Below are 18726 nucleotides of genomic sequence, written 5' to 3'. Positions count from 1 at the left end.
GACACGGCGGAATCACGGCATACGGTTGCAGCCGTACCGGCAATTACCCCAACCGATCCCGGCGCCTTCAATGAACAGCATCAAGCGCGCACAATGCGCGCCGGCAGCCCCTGCCGAACGGCGGTGCCGGACACCGGATCGACATACACATTGTGCCCCTTGCGGGTCGGGTCGCTCAGCCCGATGTCGTTCAGATTGACGCCGGCGGCGATGGCCTTGTCGTGCGGCCGCATCTCCTTGCCGAGGCGGTGCGCCCGCGCGCCCATCTCGCGGTGGCCGAAGCCATGCTCCACCGCCACCACGCCGCGCTGCACGCCGTGGCGCAGCGCCACCGTCGCCTTGACCCGGCCGCCCGGCGTCTCCAGATACACCGCGTCGCCGCTGCGCAGGCCGAGTCGTGCCGCGTCTTCCGGATGCAGCGCCACCGGATTGTCCGGCTTGATGCCGCGCAGCCGGCGCGCGCCGATGCTGTAGGAGTTGTGCAGCGCCGACTTGAAGCTGATCAGCTGCAACGGCCACTCCGCCTCGGGATACTTGGCGCGCAGCGGCGTGCCGTCGGCGAAAGCCGGCTCGCGCCAGGCCGGCGTGCCGGCAAAGCGCTTGCCGGTGATGCTGCTGCGGCTGACGCCCAGGTTCTCGTTGTAGACCATCATCGGCTTGGTGTAGCGGTGGGTCGACCAATCGGCCGGGTATGGCGGCAGCTCGGGCGGCGGCACGGCCCCCGCCGCCGCCGGCGTTCCGTGCGCAGTGGCAGCGGTAGCGGCGGCCGGCGTCGCGGTGGCGCGGGCGCCGGTGGCCGCATGGAGCCCCGTGGCGGCGGCAACGGCGGGCACAGACGCGGCGCCCGCAACGGCAGCAGCTCCAGCGGCGGCGCCAGCTCCGGTGCCACCTGGGGAGCCAGAGACCGCGTGCGCAGGCGCAGGCGGCGGCAGCCGCACGCCGAACATCTCGCCGTAGCTTTGATAGCGTCCGCCGCGCGCCAGCATGAAGGCCACCTTGCGCCACTCCTCCGGCTTGAGCGTGGCCTCCAGCAGCGGCTGGATGCGCGCCAGGCCGGACAAGGCGATGTCGTCGTCGCTGGCCTCGGGCACGGCGGTCTTGCCCTGGTAGGCGATGTTGGCGCCGCCGCGCAGATACCAATGCTCCGGCCGCTCCAGCGCGCACGGCTTGCCGTCGGCGTCGTTCAGGCCAGCCGGGCCGAAGCCGGGCAGCTGCATCGTCTTGGCCAGCGCCAGGAACAGCGTCTCCATGCCGATGGCCTGGCCGTCGGCCAGCTTGTCGGCCTTCGGCTCGACCACCGGCCAGCGCGCCGTGCTCATTTTCACCGCCACGCCGCCCCAGGCGCCGGCCCAGCCCCAGCTCTCGTACAGCAGCGAGTCGGGCACCAGGTAGTCGGCGAAGGCGTTGGTCTCGTTGATGAAGGGATCGACGGCGACGATCAACGGCAGCTTGGCCGGATCGGCCAGGTCGCGGCCGATCTGCGTGCGCAAACCGGGCACGCCGTACAGCGGATTGCAGCTCCACAGGATCAACGCCTTCAGGCCGTACGGGTAGCCGTTCATCGCCCCGGTCAGCCACTCGGTGGCCAGCGCCGGCGCGTTCGGATACCACGGCGCGCGCGCCGGGTAGGCGGCGCCGGCCGCCTTGTTGCGCTGGAACTCGGCGCTCTTCTCGTAGGCGGCGTTGCGGCCGAGCGGCGTGCCGCTCGGTTTGACCTGGCCGGCGAAGCTCTCCAGGTTGTAGCGCGGGCCGGGGCCGGCGTCCTTGAACGTGCCGCCGTTGATCAGCGTGCCGCCCTTGCGGTTCAAATTGCCGATCAGCGTATTGAGCATCACCAGCGCGTAGGCGTTGTAGAAGCCGCTGCCGGCCATCATGCCGCCGTGGGCGTTGACGGCGGCGCGTTTGCCGTGGCTGGTCAGCTCGCGCGCCAGGCCGACGATCACCGCCTCCGGCACGCCGCAGGCTTGCGCGTACTCGGCCAGCGTGTGCCGCTCGGCCTCCTCGCGCAGCAGCGTCATCGCGCTCTTCAGATGCAGCGGCTGGCCGTCCAGCGCCAGCTCGGCGTTGAAAAACAGCTCGGCCGGGCCGCTGGCGGCGTTGTGCGCCAGCGGCTTCTGGCTGGCGACGTCGAACACCACGAACGGGTCCTGCTCCTGGTAGCGCTGCTCCTCCGGCAGGACCATGCCCATGTCCGAGCCGCGCGCGTAGCGGCCGTCGCGCGGGTGGCCCGGCTGGACGATGACCAGGTGGGTGGCGTTGCTCCAAGCCGCCTCGCCGGCCGCCTCGGCCGTCTTCAGGTTCGGCTGCACGAGGAAGTTTTCGTCGTAGCGCTGCTGCTCGATGATCCAGCGGATCATCGCCATCGCCAGCGCGCCGTCGGTGCCGGGTTTGATCGGCACCCAGCGGCTGCGCTCGCCGGAGGCCAGGCTGTCGGCGTTGCTCAGCACCGGATCGACCACCACGTAGTTGAACGCGCGCTGGCCGGCGCGCGCCTTGGCCAGCAGGGTGCCCTGGCGCTTGAACGGATTGCCGGCGTTGCCCGGCGCGGTGCCGACGAACAGGCAGAACTCGACGTTCTCCAGGTCCGCCTTCGCGTGCGGCATCTTCTTCATGTCGCCGAACATGGCGCCCGAACCGGAGCGGTAGGCACCGCCGCAATAGCTGCCGTGGTTGACCAGGTTCAGGCTGCCGTAGGACTGCTTGAAGAAGCGGTCGACGAAGGCCATGCGGCCGTCGTCGGTGCTGGCCATCAGGCCCACCTGGTTGACGCGCGGGCCGAGCGCCGGCTGCTGCGGGTCGATCGGCGTGCTCAGCTCGCGCAGCGCGCGCAGGCCCTGCACCGGGCCTTCGCCGAACAGGTCGCCGCCCTCGCTGATTTCGCGCACCAGCTGGTCGAAGGCGATCGGCTGCCAACGGCCGCCGCCGCGCGGGCCGACCCGCTTCATCGGCGCCAGCACGCGGAACGGCGAATCCATCTGCTCGATGACGGCGTTGCCGCGGCCGCAGGCGGTCGAGCGGCCGGCCAGGCCCTTCTCCTGGAAGCGCGACAAGGCGACGAAGCTGGCGCGGATCGGCGTCTGGTAGGGCAGCGCCGGGTCGGCCGACATCGGGCTGTAGGGATTGCCGGCGACGCGCAGCACCTTGCCGTCGGCCTTGTCGATGCGCACGCGCACGCCGCAGAAGGTGGTGCAGCCCATGCACATGGTGTAGCTGACCTGCTGCTGCGGGTTCACACTGAGCTTGCCGCTGGCCGGGTCGACCGAGAACTCGGGCGCCAGCGAATTGCCGTGCAGTTTGCTGTGCGGCGCGTCCTTGCCGCGCACATGGTCGAGCATGCGGCCGGCGGTGGTCGAGAAGCTGGCGGCGAAGGCGGTCAGGCCGCCGCCCAGGGCGGCGTTGCGCAGGAAGCCGCGACGTTTATCTTGCATGGTCATCTCCTAGTGAATCGCCGCCGTGCCGACGGGGGCAACGGGATCGGCCGGATCGGGGCGGACGCGCTTGGCGCCGGCCCAGGGCAGGTAGTCGAGCATCACGATCAGCAGCACGAGCCACAGGCCGAGCGTGCCGGCGATGCCGAGCAGGCCGTCGCTGCCCAGCGGCAGCTGGTAGTCGTACAGGCCGGCGCCGGTCTTGGGGATCGCCTGGCCGCCGATGAAGATGGTCCAGCGCATCATCCAGGCGCTGTGCAGCGCGACGATGCCGTTGAACAGGCCGCTGTTGGCCGGACGCCAGACCGCCAACGCCATCGGCGCGACGGTGGCCAGCACCGCCCACACGGCGCTGAACTGCCAGGCCGGCGCGCCGGCCACCTGGTTGAAGGCGGCGCTGTGCACCGGGCTGAGGCCGGACAGGCTGACGTACAGCCAGCCGCCGCCCAGCGCCAGCACCAGCGCCAAGCTCAAGGCCAGCGCGCGGTTCAGCGCCAGCTCCAGGCGGCGGTCGGGCGCGCCGAGGTAGCGGTTGAACAGCAACGCCAGTCCCAGCGCGCCGACCGCCGCCGTGGCGACGAACTGCGCCGGCAGGAAGGGCGTGTGCCACAGCGGCCGGGCGCGCACCACAGCGACCTCCATGCCGGTGTAGAGCGCCAGCGCCAGCACGCCGCACATGGTCAGCGCCGCGGCGCCGGCCAGCGCGCCGCGCGAGGCGCGGCCGCCCCGTCCCGCCAGCCGATACCAGCGCGCGCCGGCGCGGCCGGAGGCGCCCCAGGCGGCCAGGTCGGGGCGCAGCGCCAGCCAGGCGTACAGCAGCAGGCCGCCCAGGTACAGCGGGATGAAGAAGGAGCCCCAGGCCATCCACGAGCGCGGCTGGAAGTACAGGTAGAAGTGGTAGAAGCGGCCCGGCCCGTGCAGGTCGGCCAGCAGGGCCACCGGCGCGGCCACGCCGCAGGCCAGCGCGGCCAGCAGCGACAGGCGGCCGAGCCGCTCCAGGTGGGCGCGGCCGAAGACGAAGTAAGGCAGCGTCAGCATGAAGCTGGCATAGCTCAGGCCGATGAGGAAGAAGTACTGCACGGCCCACGGCAGCCACGACGCTTCGCGCGTGACGTTGAGCACTTCGGTGATATGGCTGTCCATGCTTACTCCCCGTGGTGGCTGGGTTGCCACAGGCTGGCCTCGCCCTCGACGCGGCCTTCGAAGCGGGCGTCGAGGCCGAGGTAGAAGACGTGCGGCTCGGTGTTCATCTCCGGCTTGAGCACCTTGACCTCGTTGGCGTCGAGCAGGCGGCGCACCTCGCTGTGCGGGTCGTTCAGGTCGCCGAAGACGCGGGCGCCGCCGACGCAGGTTTCGACGCAGGCCGGCAGCAGGCCGACGTCGACGCGGTGGGCGCAGAAGGTGCACTTGTCGGCCTTGCCGGTGTCGTGGTTGATGAAGCGGGCGTCGTAGGGACAGGCTTGCACACAGTAGGCGCAGCCGACGCAACGCTCGCCGTCGACCACCACCACGCCGTCCTCGCGCTGGAAGGTGGCGCCGACCGGGCACACCGGCACGCAGGGCGGCTGCTCGCAGTGGTTGCACAGGCGCGGCAGCATGTAGGTGCCGCACTGTTTGCCGTCCTGCACCTCGTAGGTCGAGACGATGGTGCGGAAGCTGTTATCCGGCACGGCGTTCTCCATGATGCAGGAGACGGTGCAGGCCTGGCAGCCGATGCATTTGCGCACGTCGACCACCATGGCCCAGCGCTGTTTGCCCTTGCCCGTGGCGCCGATGGCGGGCGCGGGCGCCAGCGCCACGCCGGCGCTAATGGCCGGCAAGGCGCGCAAGAATTTGCGGCGGGATTCAATCACATGACCTCCTTTGCTCTACACGACAGCCTTATTGACTGGCTACCATGATAGAAAGGAAGTTGCCCTGCGGATATTGGGACTTATTGGCGGCAAGCCCGGGGAATTGCCAATTTACTTAGCTTGGATATTGTGCTACGCCGGCCTACAGCTCGTCGAGCGAAAACAGGCGGCGGTGCTCGCGGATGGCGTAGCGGTCGGTCATGCCGGCGATGTAGTCGGCGATCTTGCGCGCCTGCTGCTGGGCGTCGCCCGAGGCCACCAGGTAGTCCGGCGGCAGCAGCACCGGGTCGCTGATGAAGGCCTCGAACAGCTCGCGCACGATGCGGCTGGCCTTCACCCGCATGCGGTTGACCTGGTAGTGCTGGTACAGGTTGGCGCGCAGGAAGCGCTTCAATTCCGTCGCGTCCTTGCGCATGGCGTCGGAGAAGCGGATCAGCGGCGGCGCGGCGCGCACCGCGTCGATGTCGGCCGGCGCGGCGGCCAGCAGCAGCTGGCCGGAGGTGGCGATCAAGTCGTCGGCCAGCGCGGTGATCAGGCGGCGCAGCGTCTCGTAGATGGCGCGCCGGCCGGACAGGCCGGGGAAGCTGCGCTGCACGTCGTGCCACAGGCGGGCGAAGAAGTCGACCTGCTCGAGCTGCTCGATGGTGATCAGGCCGGAGCGCAGGCCGTCGTCGATGTCGTGGCTGTTGTAGGCGATCTCGTCGGCCAAATTGGTCAGCTGCGCCTCCAGCGAGGGCTGGGTACGGTCGATGAAGCGCTGCGCCACCGGGCCGAGCAGCTTGGCGTTGGCCAGCGAGCAGTGCTTGAGGATGCCCTCGCGCGTCTCGAACATCAGGTTCAGGCCGTCGAAGGCGCCGTAATGCTCCTCCAGCTCGTCGACCACGCGCAGGCTCTGCAGGTTGTGCTCGAAGCCGCCGTGCTGCTTCATGCATTCGTTCAGCACGTCCTGGCCGACATGGCCGAAGGGCGTGTGGCCCAGGTCGTGCGCCAGCGAGATGGCCTCGACCAGGTCCTCGTTCAGGCGCAGGTTGCGCGCCATCGAGCGGCCCACCTGGGCCACCTCCAGGCTGTGCGTCAGGCGGGTGCGGAACAGGTCGCCCTCGTGGTTGAGGAAGACCTGGGTCTTGTACTCGAGGCGGCGGAAGGCCGAGGAGTGGATGATGCGGTCGCGGTCGCGCTGGAACTGGCTGCGCGAGGCGTGCGCCGTCTCGGCGTGGCGGCGCCCGCGCCCCGTCGCCGAGTGCGCCGCGTAGGGCGCCAGGTGGGCGTCCGGCGCCATCAGACGGCGGCGGCCAGCGTCGCCAGCAGCAGTTCCTGCGGCGCGTGGGTGATGCTCGGGCTGCCCAGCGGCTTGAGCAGGATGAACTTGATGGCGCCGCCCTCGTTCTTCTTGTCGACCTCCATCAGCTCGAGCCAGCGCGCGGTGCCCAGGTCGGGCGCCTTGACCGGCAGGCCGGCGGCGGCCACCAGCGCGCGCACGCGCGCGACGGTGGCCTGCTCGACCAGGCCCATGCGGGCCGACAAATCGGCCGCCATCACCATGCCGCAGCCGACCGCCTCGCCGTGCAGCCAGTGGCCATATCCCAGGCCGGCCTCGATGGCGTGGCCGAAGGTGTGGCCGAAGTTGAGGATGGCGCGCAGGCCGCCCTCGCGCTCGTCCTGGCGCACCACTTCGGCCTTGATCTCGCAGGAGCGGGCGATGGCGTAGGCCAGCGCGCCCTTGTCGCGCCCCACCAGCAGGGCGATGTTGGCCTCGATCCAGTCGAAGAAGGCGGCGTCGATGATGGCGCCGTGCTTGATCACCTCGGCCAGGCCGGCCGACAGCTCGCGCGCCGGCAGCGTCTCCAGCGTGGCGGTGTCGGCGATGACGGCGCGCGGCTGGTAGAAGGCGCCGATCATGTTCTTGCCCAGCGGGTGGTTGATGCCGGTCTTGCCGCCGACCGAGGAGTCGACCTGCGACAGCAGCGTGGTCGGCACCTGGATGAAGTCGACGCCGCGCATGTAGCTGGCCGCCGCGTAGCCGGTCAGGTCGCCGATCACGCCGCCGCCCAGCGCCACCAGGGTGGTCTTGCGGTCGGCCTTGGCGGCCAGCAGGGCGTCGAAGATGGCCATCAGGCTGGCCCAGTTCTTGTGCTCCTCGCCGTCCGGCAGGACGATCGAGATGACCTGCTTGCCGGCGGCGCGCAGGCCCTGCTCGAGCCGTTCCAGGTAGAGCGGCGCGACGGTGCTGTTGGTGACGATGGCGACCTTGCCGCCGTTGACGTGGCGCGCCAGCAGCGCGCCGTCGTTCAGCAGGTTCGGGCCGATCGAGATGGGGTAGCTGCGCTCGCCCAGGTCGACGTTCAGGAGGATGGTGGTTTGCTCGGTCATCGAAGGTTCGGCTTGTGTGTAGCAGTTCGGCGCCGCCTGGCAGGCCAGGCTGTCGAGGTGCTGCAATATGGTTTGGACCATCGATTGTACGTTAGGTCGGCCGGTGTCGATGACGACGTCGGCGATTTCCAGGTACAGCGGCTCGCGCTGGGCCAGCAGTTCCTCCAGTTTGCGGCGCGGATCGGCCGTCTGCAGCAGCGGCCGGCTCTTGTCGTGGGCGGTGCGGCTGAGGATGCTGTTGACCGAGGCGCGCAGGTAGATCACCGTGCCGCGCGCGGCCAGGAAGGCGCGGCTGGCCGGATCGAGGATGGCGCCGCCGCCGGTGGCCAGCACGATACCCTGCTGGGCGCTGAGTTCGCCGATCACCTCGGCCTCGCGGCGGCGGAAACTCGGCTCGCCCTCGATCTCGAAGATCCACGGGATCGAGGCGCCCGTGCGGGCCTCGATCTCGTGGTCGGAATCGATGAAACGCATGCCCAGCTTGCGGGCCAGAATGCGACCGATGGTGGTTTTTCCGGCGCCCATCAGCCCGACTAAGAAAACATTTTGCATTGACTTCCAGTACTAGTTTGGACTGGTGCAACTAAGCACCGTGCCGTAGGGGCTGTCGCGCCCCGGCGGCGAAATATTGTGGGTGGAATAATCGGTGCTTAGACCGATCAGCTTGATGTAGCCGATGTAGCGCGCCTCGGTGCCGGACACCTGGCCGCGGATGGTCAGGTCGACGTCGAGCCAGTTGGCGCGGTCGCGCGGATACAGCAGCGAGACGGTGGCCTGGCCGCGCGCGTCGGTGGTGGTGGCGGCCGGCGAGACGGTGATCGGGATGCCCGGGTCGAGCGCGCGGTTGCCGTTGATGTCCTCGCCGCCGGACAGCTGGCCGTCGCTGTCGACGTCCTCGTTGAGGCAGGCCTTCGGCTGCAGCAGCGGGTTCGAGCTGTAGGCCCAGGGGCCGTCGGTGCCCTCGAAGTACAGGCTGCCCTTGTAGAAGTTGCGCGGCCGCACCGAGCCGGTGATGTTGACGCCCGGCACGGGGTTGCCCGCCGCGTCGGTGACGAACACCGAGTAGTCGACCTGGTAGGTGGCCGGGTTGGGCACGCCGACGGTGTTGCCGGTGCCGGCGGTGATGAACAGCGAGCGCTTGGCCACCGTCAGCGAGGCGGTGGCCGAGGCGTTCGAGGCGCCCTGCAGCTGGGCGCGGATCTGCACGCCGTCGAGCTTGGTGTCCGAGCTGCCGGCGATGTAGCTGACCGAGGCCGAGCCGTCGGCGCCGGTGGTCACCAGCGAGGGCTGGGTCAGGCTGCCGCCGCTCGGGTCGCTGACGATGGAGAAGGCCACCTGGGCGAAGCGCACCAGGTTCTTCTCGCTGCTGCCGTCGCGCACGGTGGCGCGGATGGTGGCCTGCTGGCTGCTGCCGCCGGGCGTGTTGGCGCCCACCACGGCCGGGTCGGCCTGCACGCTGATGGTGGCGCCGGCCGGCAGCGCGGCGTAGAACTCGACGCTGCCCTGCACCGAGCTGGCGTCGGCGCTGGCGCTCGCCGTCAGCGTGGCCACGCCGGGGTTGGCCGCCTTGAGGAAGGCGGTGGCGTTGCCGCCGACCAGGGGCAGCGGCGTGGTGAGCGGGCTGGCGCAGCCGGCGTCGGCGTAGACCGTGCCGCGCGAGGTGCTCAGGCTGACCGTGCCGCCCTGCGCCACGCCGCCGTTGTCGTTGTGGATGGCCACGGCGAAGCACTGGTTGATGCCGACCAGGCTCAGCGGCGCGCCGGCGCCGTCGACCACGTTGACGAAGAAGTTCGAGGCGCTGATCTGGATCGGCACGGCGGCCGTCTCGCCCAGCGCCGTGACGGTGATGGTGTCGCCGCTGCCGGCGCTGGCCGTGTAGCTCAGGGTCAGCTGGCCGGCGGTGTTGGTGACGGCGGCGCCGCCGCCCTTGACGGCCAGGGTGTTGGCGCCCGAGCGGAAGCTGACCGCCTTGCCGTTGAGCGCGTTGCCGGCCGAGTCGACCAGCTTGACGGTGACGTCGGTGCTGGCGCCCAGGTTGACGGTGCCGGCGGCGTTGATGCTGAGCTTGGTGCCGGCCACCGTCACCACCGTGCTGGCGGTCTTGGCGCCGGCCGCGCTGGCGCTGACGTGGATCAGGCGCGAGCTCGGGTCGCTGCCGGTGCTGAGCTTCTCGCTGACCATGCCGTTGGCGTCGGTGGTGCGGTTGGTCAGGCTCAGGCTGCCCGAGTCGACGCTCAGGTTGACCTTCACGCCGGGCACCACGGTGTTGCTGGAATCCTTGACCAGGGCGAACACGGTGACCTCCGAGCCGGCCGCGCCGGACGAGGCCAGCGTGCCGCTGGTGGTGGTCAGGGTCAGGCTCGGCACCGGCGCCGGCACCGCCACCACCGTCACCTTGACCGGCGCCGAGACGGCGCCGCCGGCGCTGGCGGTGATGCTGATCACCCGCACCGCCGGATTGCCCTTGACGTTGAGCTTCTCGACCACCGCGCCGTTGGCGTTGCTGATGCGGGTGGTGTTGCTGATGTTGCCGGAGTCGGCCTTGAAGTCCACCGTCTCGCCGGGCAGCACGTTGCTGTTGGCGTCCTTGACGATGGCCGTCAGCGTCACCTCGGTGCCGTCCAGGCCGGACGAGTCTATCGTCTCGGCGCTGGCGATCAGCAGCACCGAGGCCGCCTTCGACGGCGCCACGCCGTTGCTGTTGGTGCCGGCCGAGCCGCCGCCGCCGCCGCAGGCGGCCAGCAGGCCGGCCGCGCAGGCGCAGGCCAGCGCACCGCGCCAGCCGAGGAAGGAGGCGGTGAGGGGGCGGGTGAGGCTGTGTGTGCTGATATTCATCGGATTACCCTATCGTTCCCACGGAACTGTTGGCATTTTATCGGGTGGAGAGGCGCTCGGCGACTATCTTCGGTGTAATAAACACCAGAAGTTCGGTCTTGTCGTTGGTTCTACTGTTGTTCCTGAACAAATATCCGAGCACCGGCACGTCGCCCAGCAGCGGCACCTTGCTCACCGAGTTGCGCTCGATCTGCTGGTAGATGCCGCCCAGCACCACCGTGCCGCCGTTCTCGACCATCACCTGGGTCTTGACGTGCTTGGTGTCGATGGCGAAGCCGGCGCGGGTCTCCTGGCCGACGCTGTCCTTGTTGACGTCGACGTCGAGCACCACGTTGCCGTCCGGCGTGATCTGCGGCGTCACCTCCAGCCGCAGGTTGGCCTTGCGGAACACGATCGAGGTGGCGCCGCTGCTGGTGGCCACCTGGTAGGGCAGCTCGATGCCCTGCTCGATCAGGGCGACCGCCTTGTCGGCGGTGACCACCCGCGGGCTGGAGATGATCTTGCCGGTGCCGTCGGCCTCCAGCGCCGACAACTCCAGGTTGAGGAAGCGGTTGGCCACCGAGGAGAACAGGCTGATCGCCAGGCTGCCGGCGGCGGCGCCGTTGATCGGCGCGGCCGGCAGGTTGACGAACTGGGTGTTGTTGTAGCTGGCGTCGGTCGGCTTGATCTGGCCGGTCACCTCGCCGATGCCGGTCAGGTTGCCGCCGACGCCGATCCGCGTGTTGCCGTTGCCCAACTGGTAGCCGCTGTCGCCGCCACGGATGGTGCGCAGGTCGGCGAAGCCCAGCTTGGCGCCCAGGTTGCGGGTGAACGAGTCGCTGGCCTCGACGATGCGCGCCTCGATCAGCACCTGCTTGGAGGCGATGTCGGTCTTGGCGATCAGCTTGCGGATGTCCTCGATCTTGGCGGCGATGTCGGTGACGAACAGCTGGTTGGTGCGCGGCTCGATGATGGCGCTGCCGCGCTTGGACAGCACGCGGTTCTTGGCGTCGGCGCCGCCGCCCTCGAGGCCGAAGACGGTCTTGAAGGCGTCGGCCTTCTGGTAGTTGAGCTGGAAGATCTCCGACTTGAGCGGCTCCAGGTCGGCGATCTGGGCGCGCTGCTCGAGCTCGAGCTTCTCCTTGGTCAGCAGCTCCTCCTTGGGGGCGATCCACAGCACCGAGCCGTTCTTGCGCATGTCCAGGCCCTTGGCCTGCAGCACCACGTCGAGCGCCTGGTCCCACGGCACCTCGCGCAGGCGCAGGGTCAGGTTGCCGGCCACGCTGTCGCTGGTGATGATGTTCAGGCCGGAGATGTCGGCGATGGCCTGCAGCGCGGCGCGCACCTCGACGTTCTGGAAGTTGAACGACAGCTTCTCGCCACGGTAGCCCTGGGTGCCCTGGGCCAGCTTGTTGGGGTCCTCCTTGATCGGCTTGATGTCGATCACCAGCTGGGTGTCGCTCTGGTAGACGCTCTGCTCCCACAGGCCCTTGGCCTCGACCGTCAGGCGCGTGTTGTCGCCCTGCGGCACGGTGGTGATCTGCGTCACCGGCGTGCCGAAATCGCGCACGTCGAGGCGCCGCCGCAGGCTCTCCGGCAGCCCCGTCTTGATGAAGTCGACCACCACCCCGGCGGCCACCTGGCGCACGTCGACCGCCACCTGGTTGTTGGGCAGGTCGACCACGATGCGGCCCTCGCCGTTGCTGCCGCGGCGGAAGTCCATATCGCGCAGCAACTGCCGCGCCGGCGCCTTGGCGGCGGCCGTGGCCGAGCCGGCGGCCGGCTTGGCCACCACCGGCATGCCGCTGGCGTCGACCGCCTGGGCCAGGCCGCCGGAGCCGTCGATGGTCAGGATGACCGCCCTGCCGTCGAGCGCCGTGGCGTAGTTCAGGCTGCGCTTGAGGTTGAACACCAGGCGCGAGCGCTCGCCGGCCTGCACCACGTTGACGCTGCGCAGATCGCCCAGCGCCAGGTCGAGGGAGTTCTTGCCGGTGGCGTTGACGGTGGCGCCGAAGTCGAGCGCGATGCGCGGCGGGTTGGTGATGGCGAAGCCGATCGGCAGCCGCGCCGGCGCCTCCCTCAGGGTGATCTTGACGATCACGTTCGAGCCCTGCTGGTTGGCGCTGATCGTCTCGATGGCGTTGCCGGCCGCGCTGGCGGGCGCCGCCGTGGTGGCGCCGGCCGGCGTGCTCTCCTGGGCCCGGGCCGGCTGGCCCGCCAACAGGCCCAGCACGGCCAGCGCCGCCAGCAGCGGCGCCAGCACGCGGCCCGTCCGGGCCGCCCGCCGCCGCGCCGGCCCGCTCGACGCCGGCGTCGGCCTGCGCCGCGCGATCCTCAGTGCCTTGTTCATTTGCCGTCCTCCTTACTCTCCTGCAACTCCAGCCGGGACATGCGTTCGACCCAGTCGCCGGTCGCATCCTGTACGATTTCCTTGATGCTCACCACGCTCTCGGAGACGCCGGTGACCAGGCCGAAGTTCTGGCCCACGTGCTGGCCGCTGCGCACCTGGTGCACGGCGCGGTCGACCTGCAGCAGCGCGTAGACCACGCCGCCCTGTTCGATGGTGCCGACCATCTTGACGGTGTCGAGCGGATAGCTCTCCAGCAACTCCTTGCGCCGCTCGGTGTCCGGCTTGATGCCGCCGCCCCGGTTGGCCGATTTGGCCAGCTCGACCAGCAGCTTGTTCGGGTTGAACGGGTCGACCGCCTCGCCCGAGGCGTAGGCGAAGGGGATGAAGGTCTTCGGCGCGCTCAGCGGCGCCACGTAGACCTGGGCCTGGCCGTCGACCTGCTTCATCCACTGGCGCACCTCCTGCACGTCGCTGTCGCTGCAGCCGGCCAGCGCCAGCAGCGCGGCGGCCAGCCACAGGCCGCGGGCGGCGCGGCCGGGCGCGGCGCGCGGCCGGGCGGCGCGGCGGGCGGCGGCGGCCGGCGCGGCGGCGCCAGGGCAACGGGGCGGGACGGGCGCTGTCATGATTTTTTCTTCTCCGCCTTTTTCTTGTCGGCCATGGCCTTGCGCTGCGCGCTGACCTCCTCCGGATCGAGGTAGCGGAAGGTCTTGGCGACGGCGTCCAGGGTCAGCACGCCGTCCTTGCCGGTGGCCAGGCTCATGTTGTTGAGCGTGACGATGCGCGGCAGGTTGGCCATGTCGCCGGCGAAGGCGCCGATGTCGTGGTAGCTGCCGCTGACCTTGATGTCGATCGGCAGCTCGGCGTAGTAGTCGCGCACCACCACCTGGCCCGGCTTGAACAGCTCGAACTGCAGGCCGCGCCCGAGCCCGGCCTGGTTGATGTCCGACAGCAACGCGGCCATCTCGGCCTTGCTCGGCAGCTGCTTCTGCAAGCGCTCGACGTACTGGTCGACCTGCAGCTTCTGCCGCCGCAGCGCCTCCAGGTTGACCGCCTGGTTGGTCTTGAAGGTGTACTCGTCGCGCAGCTTGAGCTCGGCCTGGGCGGCCGCCTCCTGCTCCTCGAACTGGCCGCTCCAATAGGCGAAATAGCCCAGCGCGACCACCGCCGCCATCACGCCGACGCCGCACAGCAGGCGCGGCGCCAGCGGCCACTGGCCGGGATGGCGCTGGCCCAGGCCGCGAAACTGCTGCGCCAGCGCTGCCCCGAGGAGTTTCAGGTCGGCCATCTCGGCTCCCGTTCAGGGCGCGGCCGGCGGCAGGCCGGGCGCGGTGGATGGAACGGCCCGGCCGGCCGGCCCGGGTTGCTTGGGCTTGGCGGACTTGTCCGGCAAATCCTTGTCGCGCGGCCGCTTGATGTTCACCGTCAGGTTGAACTCGACCACTTTCTTGGCGCTCTTGCCCTGCCCCAGTCCGGTCGAGCGCACCTCGACCAGGTCGGGCCGCTCCAGCCACGGCGAGGCGCCGGCCAGGTTGCGCAGCAGCTCGGAGACGCGCTCCTGCGACTGGGCGTAGCCGCCCACGGCGACCTTCTGCCCCTCCTGCTTGAAGGATTTCAGGTAGACCCCGGCCGGGGTCTGCTTGACCAGCTCGTCCATCAGGTAGACCGGCTGGTTGCGGTCGCCCTGCAGGTCCTCGACGGCCTGCTGGCGCGCCTTGAGCGCCTCGATCTCCTGCTTCAGCGTGGCGATCTCGGCGATCTTCTTGTCGAGCACCACGATGGCGCCCTTGATCACCTGGTTGCGCTCGTTCTGGATCGACATGCGGCGCGCGTTGTAGCCGCCCACCAGCAGCACCACGGCGGCGCCGGCGATGGCGCCCAGCGCCAACAGGGCGAAGAAGGCGGCCTTCTTTTGCTTGCGGCGCTCCTCGCGGTGCGGCAGCAGGTTGATTTTGATCATCAGCCGAACCTCCGCAGCGCCAGGCCGCAGGCCACCAGGTAGGCCGCCGCCTCGGCGCGCAGCTGGTTCTCGCGCACCGCCGGCCCCAGCGCCATGCCGGCGAACGGCGCCGCCACGCTGGTGGCGATCTTGCTGCGCCCGGCGACCAGCTCGGCCAGGCCGGGGATCAGGGCGCAGCCGCCGGCCAGGAACAGCTGGTCGACCCGGGTGTAGGGCGTCGAGGTGAAGAAGAACTGGATCGCCCGCGTCACCTCCAGCGCGGCGCTCTCGAGGAAGGGCTGCAGCAGCTCGCTGGCGTAGTTGTCGGGCAGCTCGCCCGACTTCTTGCGCGCCTCGGCCTCGTCGAAGGCCATGCCGTAGGCGCGCACGATGTCCTGCGTCAGGTTGTTGCCGCCGAAGGCCTGCTCGCGCTCGTAGATGGTGGCGCCGTCGAGCAGGATCGAGATGTGGGTCACCTGGGCGCCGATCTGGAACAGCGCCAGCACCTGGCCGGCGCCGCCCTTCGCCAGGTCGGCCACGCGCACCAGCGCGGCGCGCGCGGCGTAGGACTCGATGTCCATCACGCTGGCCTTCAGGCCGGAGGCCTCGGCGATGGCGACGCGGTCCTCCACCTTCTCGCGGCGCGAGGCGGCCAGCATCACCTCGATGTCCTCGGGCGAGCTGGCGGCCGGGCCGATGACGTCGAAGTCCAGGCTGACCTCGTCGAGGGCGAAGGGGATGTACTGGCTGGCCTCGGACTCGACCTGCACCTCCAGCTGGTCCTCCGACATGCCGGCCGGCAGGATGATCTTCTTGGTGATGACCGAGGCCGGCGGCATGCCCAGCGCCGCCAGCCTGGCCCGGCTGCCGCTCTTCTTCCAGACGCGGCGCACGGCGTCGACCACCTGGTCCATGTTCTCGATGTTGCCGTCGACCACGGCGCCGCGCGGCAGCAGCTCGGCGGCGTAGCGCTCCAGCCGCAAGCCCTCCTTGCCGTTCTGCGCCAGCTCGACCAGACGCACGCAGGAGGTGCTGATGTCGACGCCGACCAGCGGCGCATTGCCCTGGCCCAGCAGGGCCTTCAAGTCGAGCATCATGCGCACGCCCCGCGCCGCCGTGGCGGCGCCGGATCGGCGCCGACCTGGCCTAGCCGCCGGATGGGCATTCGCACTCTGAGCATGGAGGACCCGTTAGAAAAACTGCGTGGAAAAACGCGTATCTAAAACGTATCTGAGACCGAACTGTGAACAAACTATGAACGACGGCGGCCAAGCCTATCGAGCCGCCTGCAAGCGGCCCCACCGTGGTGCGCGCGACAATATTGCATGCGCGCCTTTGGGCTTTCCCTGCGTTACTTGAGACACTACATTAAATCCAAGCAAATAGAGTGTAAAGGTATTTCTATTGCGCGCGATTGAGCATGTGTGCGCGTTTCGCCACACTCCGCCGCGCCCTTGTGGCCGGCTGGACAAGTGAATTGTTTTATTGCTAGTTGGGAAATTTTCATGCCCCCGGGCGCGGCGCGCCGCCGCCCCATAGGCTCGCTTATAATGATTCGGATAACGATAACGTTCGCGCCAGTGAAAGATTGCACAAACAAATGACCAGTTCCACTCCCCAAGCACCCGTCCCGCCGCAGGGCGCCGCCACCGGCGCCAAACCCAAACGCTTCCTACTGATGGCCATGCTGTCGATGCTCGGCCTGGCCCTGGTCGGCGTGCTGCTGGTGGTGTTCGGCCTGGCCCTGGCCTACCCCAACCTGCCCGACCTCGACACCCTGACCGACTACCGGCCGAAGATGCCGCTGCGGATCTTCTCGGCCGACAACGTGCTGATCGGCGAATTCGGCGAGGAGCGCCGCAACCTGGTGCGCATCAAGGACATCCCCGACGTGATGAAGAAGGCCGTGCTGGCCATCGAGGACGACCGCTTCTACGAGCACGGCGGCGTCGACTACCTCGGCATCGTCCGCGCCACCCTGCACAACGCCACCGGCGGCGCCAAGCAGGGCGCCTCGACCATCACCCAGCAGGTGGCGCGCAACTTCTTCCTGTCGAGCGAGCAGACGCTCAAGCGCAAGGCCTACGAGGTGCTGCTGGCCTGGAAGATCGAGCAGAACCTGAGCAAGGACCAGATCCTCGAGGTCTATATGAACCAGATCTACCTTGGCCAGCGCGCCTACGGCTTCTCCTCGGCCGCGCAGATCTATTTCGGCAAGAGCCTGAAGGACATCACGGTGGCCGAGGCGGCCATGCTGGCCGGCCTGCCGAAGGCGCCGTCGGCCTACAACCCGGTGGTCAACCCGAAGCGCGCCCGCACCCGCCAGCAATACATCCTGCAGCGCATGCATCAGCTCGGCTACATCAGCGACAAGCAATTCGAGGAGGCCCGCGCCGAGCAGCTCAAGGTCAAGACCGACAGCAGCGAGTTCGGCGTGCACGCCGAGTACGTCGCCGAGATGGCGCGCCAGCTGGTCTACGAGCAGTTCAAGGAGGACACCTACACGCGCGGCCTGAACGTCTTCACCACCATCACCAAGGCCGACCAGGACGCCGCCTACCTGGCGCTGCGCCGCGGCGTGATGGACTACGAGAAGCGCCACGCCTATCGCGGCCCGGAGGCCTACATCGACATCCCGCCGCGCAAGGAGGACGCCGACGACGCCATCGAGACCGAGCTGGCCGACCACCCGGACAGCGACGACATCGTCGCCGCCATGGTGCTGCAGGCCACGCCGCAGAAGATCACCGCCGTCACCGCCTCCGGCGAGGAGATCGCCATCAGCGGCGCCGGCCTGGAGATGGGCCGCTCCTGGCTGGCCGAGAAGGCGGCGCCGAACAAGCGCATCCGCCGCGGCGCGGTGATCCGCGTCATGCAGGAGGGCAAGGACTGGCTGGTCACCCAGATGCCGGAGATCGAGTCGGCCTTCGTCGCCGCCAGCACCACCGACGGCGCCATCCGCGCCATGGTCGGCGGCTTCGACTACAACCGCAGCAAGTTCAACCACGTCACCCAGGCCTGGCGCCAGCCGGGCTCCTCGTTCAAGCCCTTCATCTACTCGGCCTCGCTCGAGCGCGGCCTGTCGCCGGCCACCATCATCAACGACGCGCCGATCTCCTTCGACGCCGGGCAGACCGGCGGCCAGGCCTGGGAACCCAAGAACTACGACAACAAGTACGAGGGGCCGATGAGCATGCGGCGCGGCCTGACCAAGTCGAAGAACATGGTCTCGATCCGCATCCTGCACAAGATCGGCGCCAAGTACGGCCAGGAATACGCCACCCGTTTCGGCTTCGACGCCGAGAAGAACCCGCCCTACCTGACCCTGGCGCTGGGCGCCGGCAACGTCACGCCGCTGCAGATGGCCGGCGCCTACGCCGTGTTCGCCAACGGCGGCTACAAGGTCAACCCCTACTTGATCGCCAAGGTCACCGACGCCGACGGCAAGATCCTGTCGCAGGCCGCGCCCGACCTGGCCGGCGACGAGAAGAACCGCGTCATCGACGAGCGCAACGCCTACCTGATGGATTCGATGCTGAAGGACGTGGTGCGCTTCGGCACGGCGACCAAGGCGCTGGTGCTGAAACGCCCCGACATCTCGGGCAAGACCGGCACCACCAACGACTCGATCGACGCCTGGTTCGCCGGCTACCAGAGCAAGCTGGTGGGCATCGCCTGGATCGGCTACGACCAGCCGAAGAACCTGGGCAACCGCGAGACCGGCGGCGGCCTGGCGCTGCCGATCTGGATCAACTACATGCAGAAGGCGCTGAAGAACATCCCGATCGAGGAGCGCGCCGTGCCCGACGGCCTGATGCTGGTCGGCGACGACTACTACTACGCCGAGAACCCGCCCGGCAGCGGGGTGCACAGCCTGGAGGGCGGCAGCCACGGCACGCCGGCCGAGGAAAAGGCCAAGGACGCCGTCAAGAACGAGCTGTTCTGACGCCGCGCCGAGGCCGCTTGGCGGCGGCG

General features: G+C 69.3%; 12 protein-coding genes. 1 reads left to right on the top strand and 11 read right to left on the bottom strand.

Translation table 11 applies throughout. The features are described from left to right. Nucleotides 1–80: 80 nt before the first annotated feature. From BM252_RS25565 to BM252_RS25515, 11 genes are all read right to left on the bottom strand, one after another. The gene (locus BM252_RS25565) at nucleotides 81–3428 is read right to left on the bottom strand and encodes a molybdopterin dinucleotide binding domain-containing protein (RefSeq protein WP_217429968.1); all 3348 of its coding nucleotides are present in this window, start codon (nucleotides 3426–3428) and stop codon (nucleotides 81–83) included. Between the two features lie 9 nt (nucleotides 3429–3437). Further along, nucleotides 3438–4571 (bottom strand): NrfD/PsrC family molybdoenzyme membrane anchor subunit, encoded by a 1134-nt coding sequence (nrfD, locus tag BM252_RS25560; RefSeq protein ID WP_093390490.1) that lies wholly within the window; start codon nucleotides 4569–4571, stop codon nucleotides 3438–3440. Between the two features lie 2 nt (nucleotides 4572–4573). Further along, a complete protein-coding gene (dsrO, locus tag BM252_RS25555) occupies nucleotides 4574–5281 on the bottom strand; it encodes a sulfate reduction electron transfer complex DsrMKJOP subunit DsrO (RefSeq protein WP_093390489.1) in 708 nt (235 codons plus the stop codon). A gap of 142 nt (nucleotides 5282–5423) precedes the next feature. After that, nucleotides 5424–6560 (bottom strand): deoxyguanosinetriphosphate triphosphohydrolase, encoded by a 1137-nt coding sequence (locus BM252_RS25550; RefSeq protein WP_093390488.1) that lies wholly within the window; start codon nucleotides 6558–6560, stop codon nucleotides 5424–5426. Further along, on the bottom strand, nucleotides 6560–8203 hold the full coding sequence (aroKB, locus tag BM252_RS25545; protein WP_093390487.1) for a bifunctional shikimate kinase/3-dehydroquinate synthase AroKB: 1644 nt from the start codon (nucleotides 8201–8203) through the stop codon (nucleotides 6560–6562). The genes BM252_RS25550 and aroKB overlap by 1 nt, the downstream gene beginning before the upstream one ends. A gap of 12 nt (nucleotides 8204–8215) precedes the next feature. Then, nucleotides 8216–10486: an Ig-like domain-containing protein gene (locus BM252_RS25540; protein WP_174900684.1), complete on the bottom strand. Its 2271-nt coding sequence runs from the start codon at nucleotides 10484–10486 to the stop codon at nucleotides 8216–8218. A 37-nt stretch (nucleotides 10487–10523) separates the two neighbouring features. Next, entirely contained in the window at nucleotides 10524–12815 is a 2292-nt protein-coding gene (locus BM252_RS25535; protein WP_245774444.1) for a type IV pilus secretin PilQ, read from the bottom strand. Next, entirely contained in the window at nucleotides 12812–13438 is a 627-nt protein-coding gene (locus BM252_RS25530) for a pilus assembly protein PilP (protein ID WP_093390486.1), read from the bottom strand. Before BM252_RS25530 ends, BM252_RS25535 begins: the two co-directional genes overlap by 4 nt. Then, the gene (locus BM252_RS25525; RefSeq protein WP_093390485.1) at nucleotides 13435–14100 is read right to left on the bottom strand and encodes a type IV pilus inner membrane component PilO; all 666 of its coding nucleotides are present in this window, start codon (nucleotides 14098–14100) and stop codon (nucleotides 13435–13437) included. The genes BM252_RS25530 and BM252_RS25525 overlap by 4 nt, the downstream gene beginning before the upstream one ends. Before the next feature lie 12 nt (nucleotides 14101–14112). Continuing rightward, nucleotides 14113–14772 carry a PilN domain-containing protein gene (locus BM252_RS25520; protein ID WP_093390484.1) on the bottom strand — a complete coding sequence of 220 codons (660 nt, stop codon included), beginning with the start codon at nucleotides 14770–14772 and terminating at the stop codon, nucleotides 14113–14115. After that, nucleotides 14772–15845 (bottom strand): pilus assembly protein PilM, encoded by a 1074-nt coding sequence (locus BM252_RS25515; RefSeq protein WP_093390510.1) that lies wholly within the window; start codon nucleotides 15843–15845, stop codon nucleotides 14772–14774. The genes BM252_RS25520 and BM252_RS25515 overlap by 1 nt, the downstream gene beginning before the upstream one ends. A gap of 506 nt (nucleotides 15846–16351) precedes the next feature. On the opposite strand from BM252_RS25515, the gene BM252_RS25510 reads away from it, so the two are divergent. Then, the gene (locus BM252_RS25510; protein ID WP_093390483.1) at nucleotides 16352–18697 is read left to right on the top strand and encodes a penicillin-binding protein 1A; all 2346 of its coding nucleotides are present in this window, start codon (nucleotides 16352–16354) and stop codon (nucleotides 18695–18697) included. Nucleotides 18698–18726: the final 29 nt, after the last annotated feature.

The sequence above is a fragment of the Rugamonas rubra genome, assembly GCF_900114705.1.
Lineage (GTDB): Bacteria > Pseudomonadota > Gammaproteobacteria > Burkholderiales > Burkholderiaceae_D > Rugamonas > Rugamonas rubra.
This window is presented reverse-complemented; position numbering and strand designations above follow the sequence as displayed.

Bases quoted from the DNA above. Each gene is read 5' to 3' on its own strand.
- BM252_RS25565 (WP_217429968.1), bottom strand. From the start codon at position 3,428: ATGCAAGATAAACGTCGCGGCTTCCTGCGCAACGCCGCCCTGGGCGGC.
- nrfD (WP_093390490.1), bottom strand. From the start codon at position 4,571: ATGGACAGCCATATCACCGAAGTGCTCAACGTCACGCGCGAAGCGTCG.
- BM252_RS25550 (WP_093390488.1), bottom strand. From the start codon at position 6,560: ATGGCGCCGGACGCCCACCTGGCGCCCTACGCGGCGCACTCGGCGACG.
- aroKB (WP_093390487.1), bottom strand. From the start codon at position 8,203: ATGCAAAATGTTTTCTTAGTCGGGCTGATGGGCGCCGGAAAAACCACC.
- BM252_RS25540 (WP_174900684.1), bottom strand. From the start codon at position 10,486: ATGAATATCAGCACACACAGCCTCACCCGCCCCCTCACCGCCTCCTTC.
- BM252_RS25535 (WP_245774444.1), bottom strand. From the start codon at position 12,815: ATGAACAAGGCACTGAGGATCGCGCGGCGCAGGCCGACGCCGGCGTCG.
- BM252_RS25530 (WP_093390486.1), bottom strand. From the start codon at position 13,438: ATGACAGCGCCCGTCCCGCCCCGTTGCCCTGGCGCCGCCGCGCCGGCC.
- BM252_RS25525 (WP_093390485.1), bottom strand. From the start codon at position 14,100: ATGGCCGACCTGAAACTCCTCGGGGCAGCGCTGGCGCAGCAGTTTCGC.
- BM252_RS25520 (WP_093390484.1), bottom strand. From the start codon at position 14,772: ATGATCAAAATCAACCTGCTGCCGCACCGCGAGGAGCGCCGCAAGCAA.
- BM252_RS25515 (WP_093390510.1), bottom strand. From the start codon at position 15,845: ATGCTCGACTTGAAGGCCCTGCTGGGCCAGGGCAATGCGCCGCTGGTC.
- BM252_RS25510 (WP_093390483.1), top strand. From the start codon at position 16,352: ATGACCAGTTCCACTCCCCAAGCACCCGTCCCGCCGCAGGGCGCCGCC.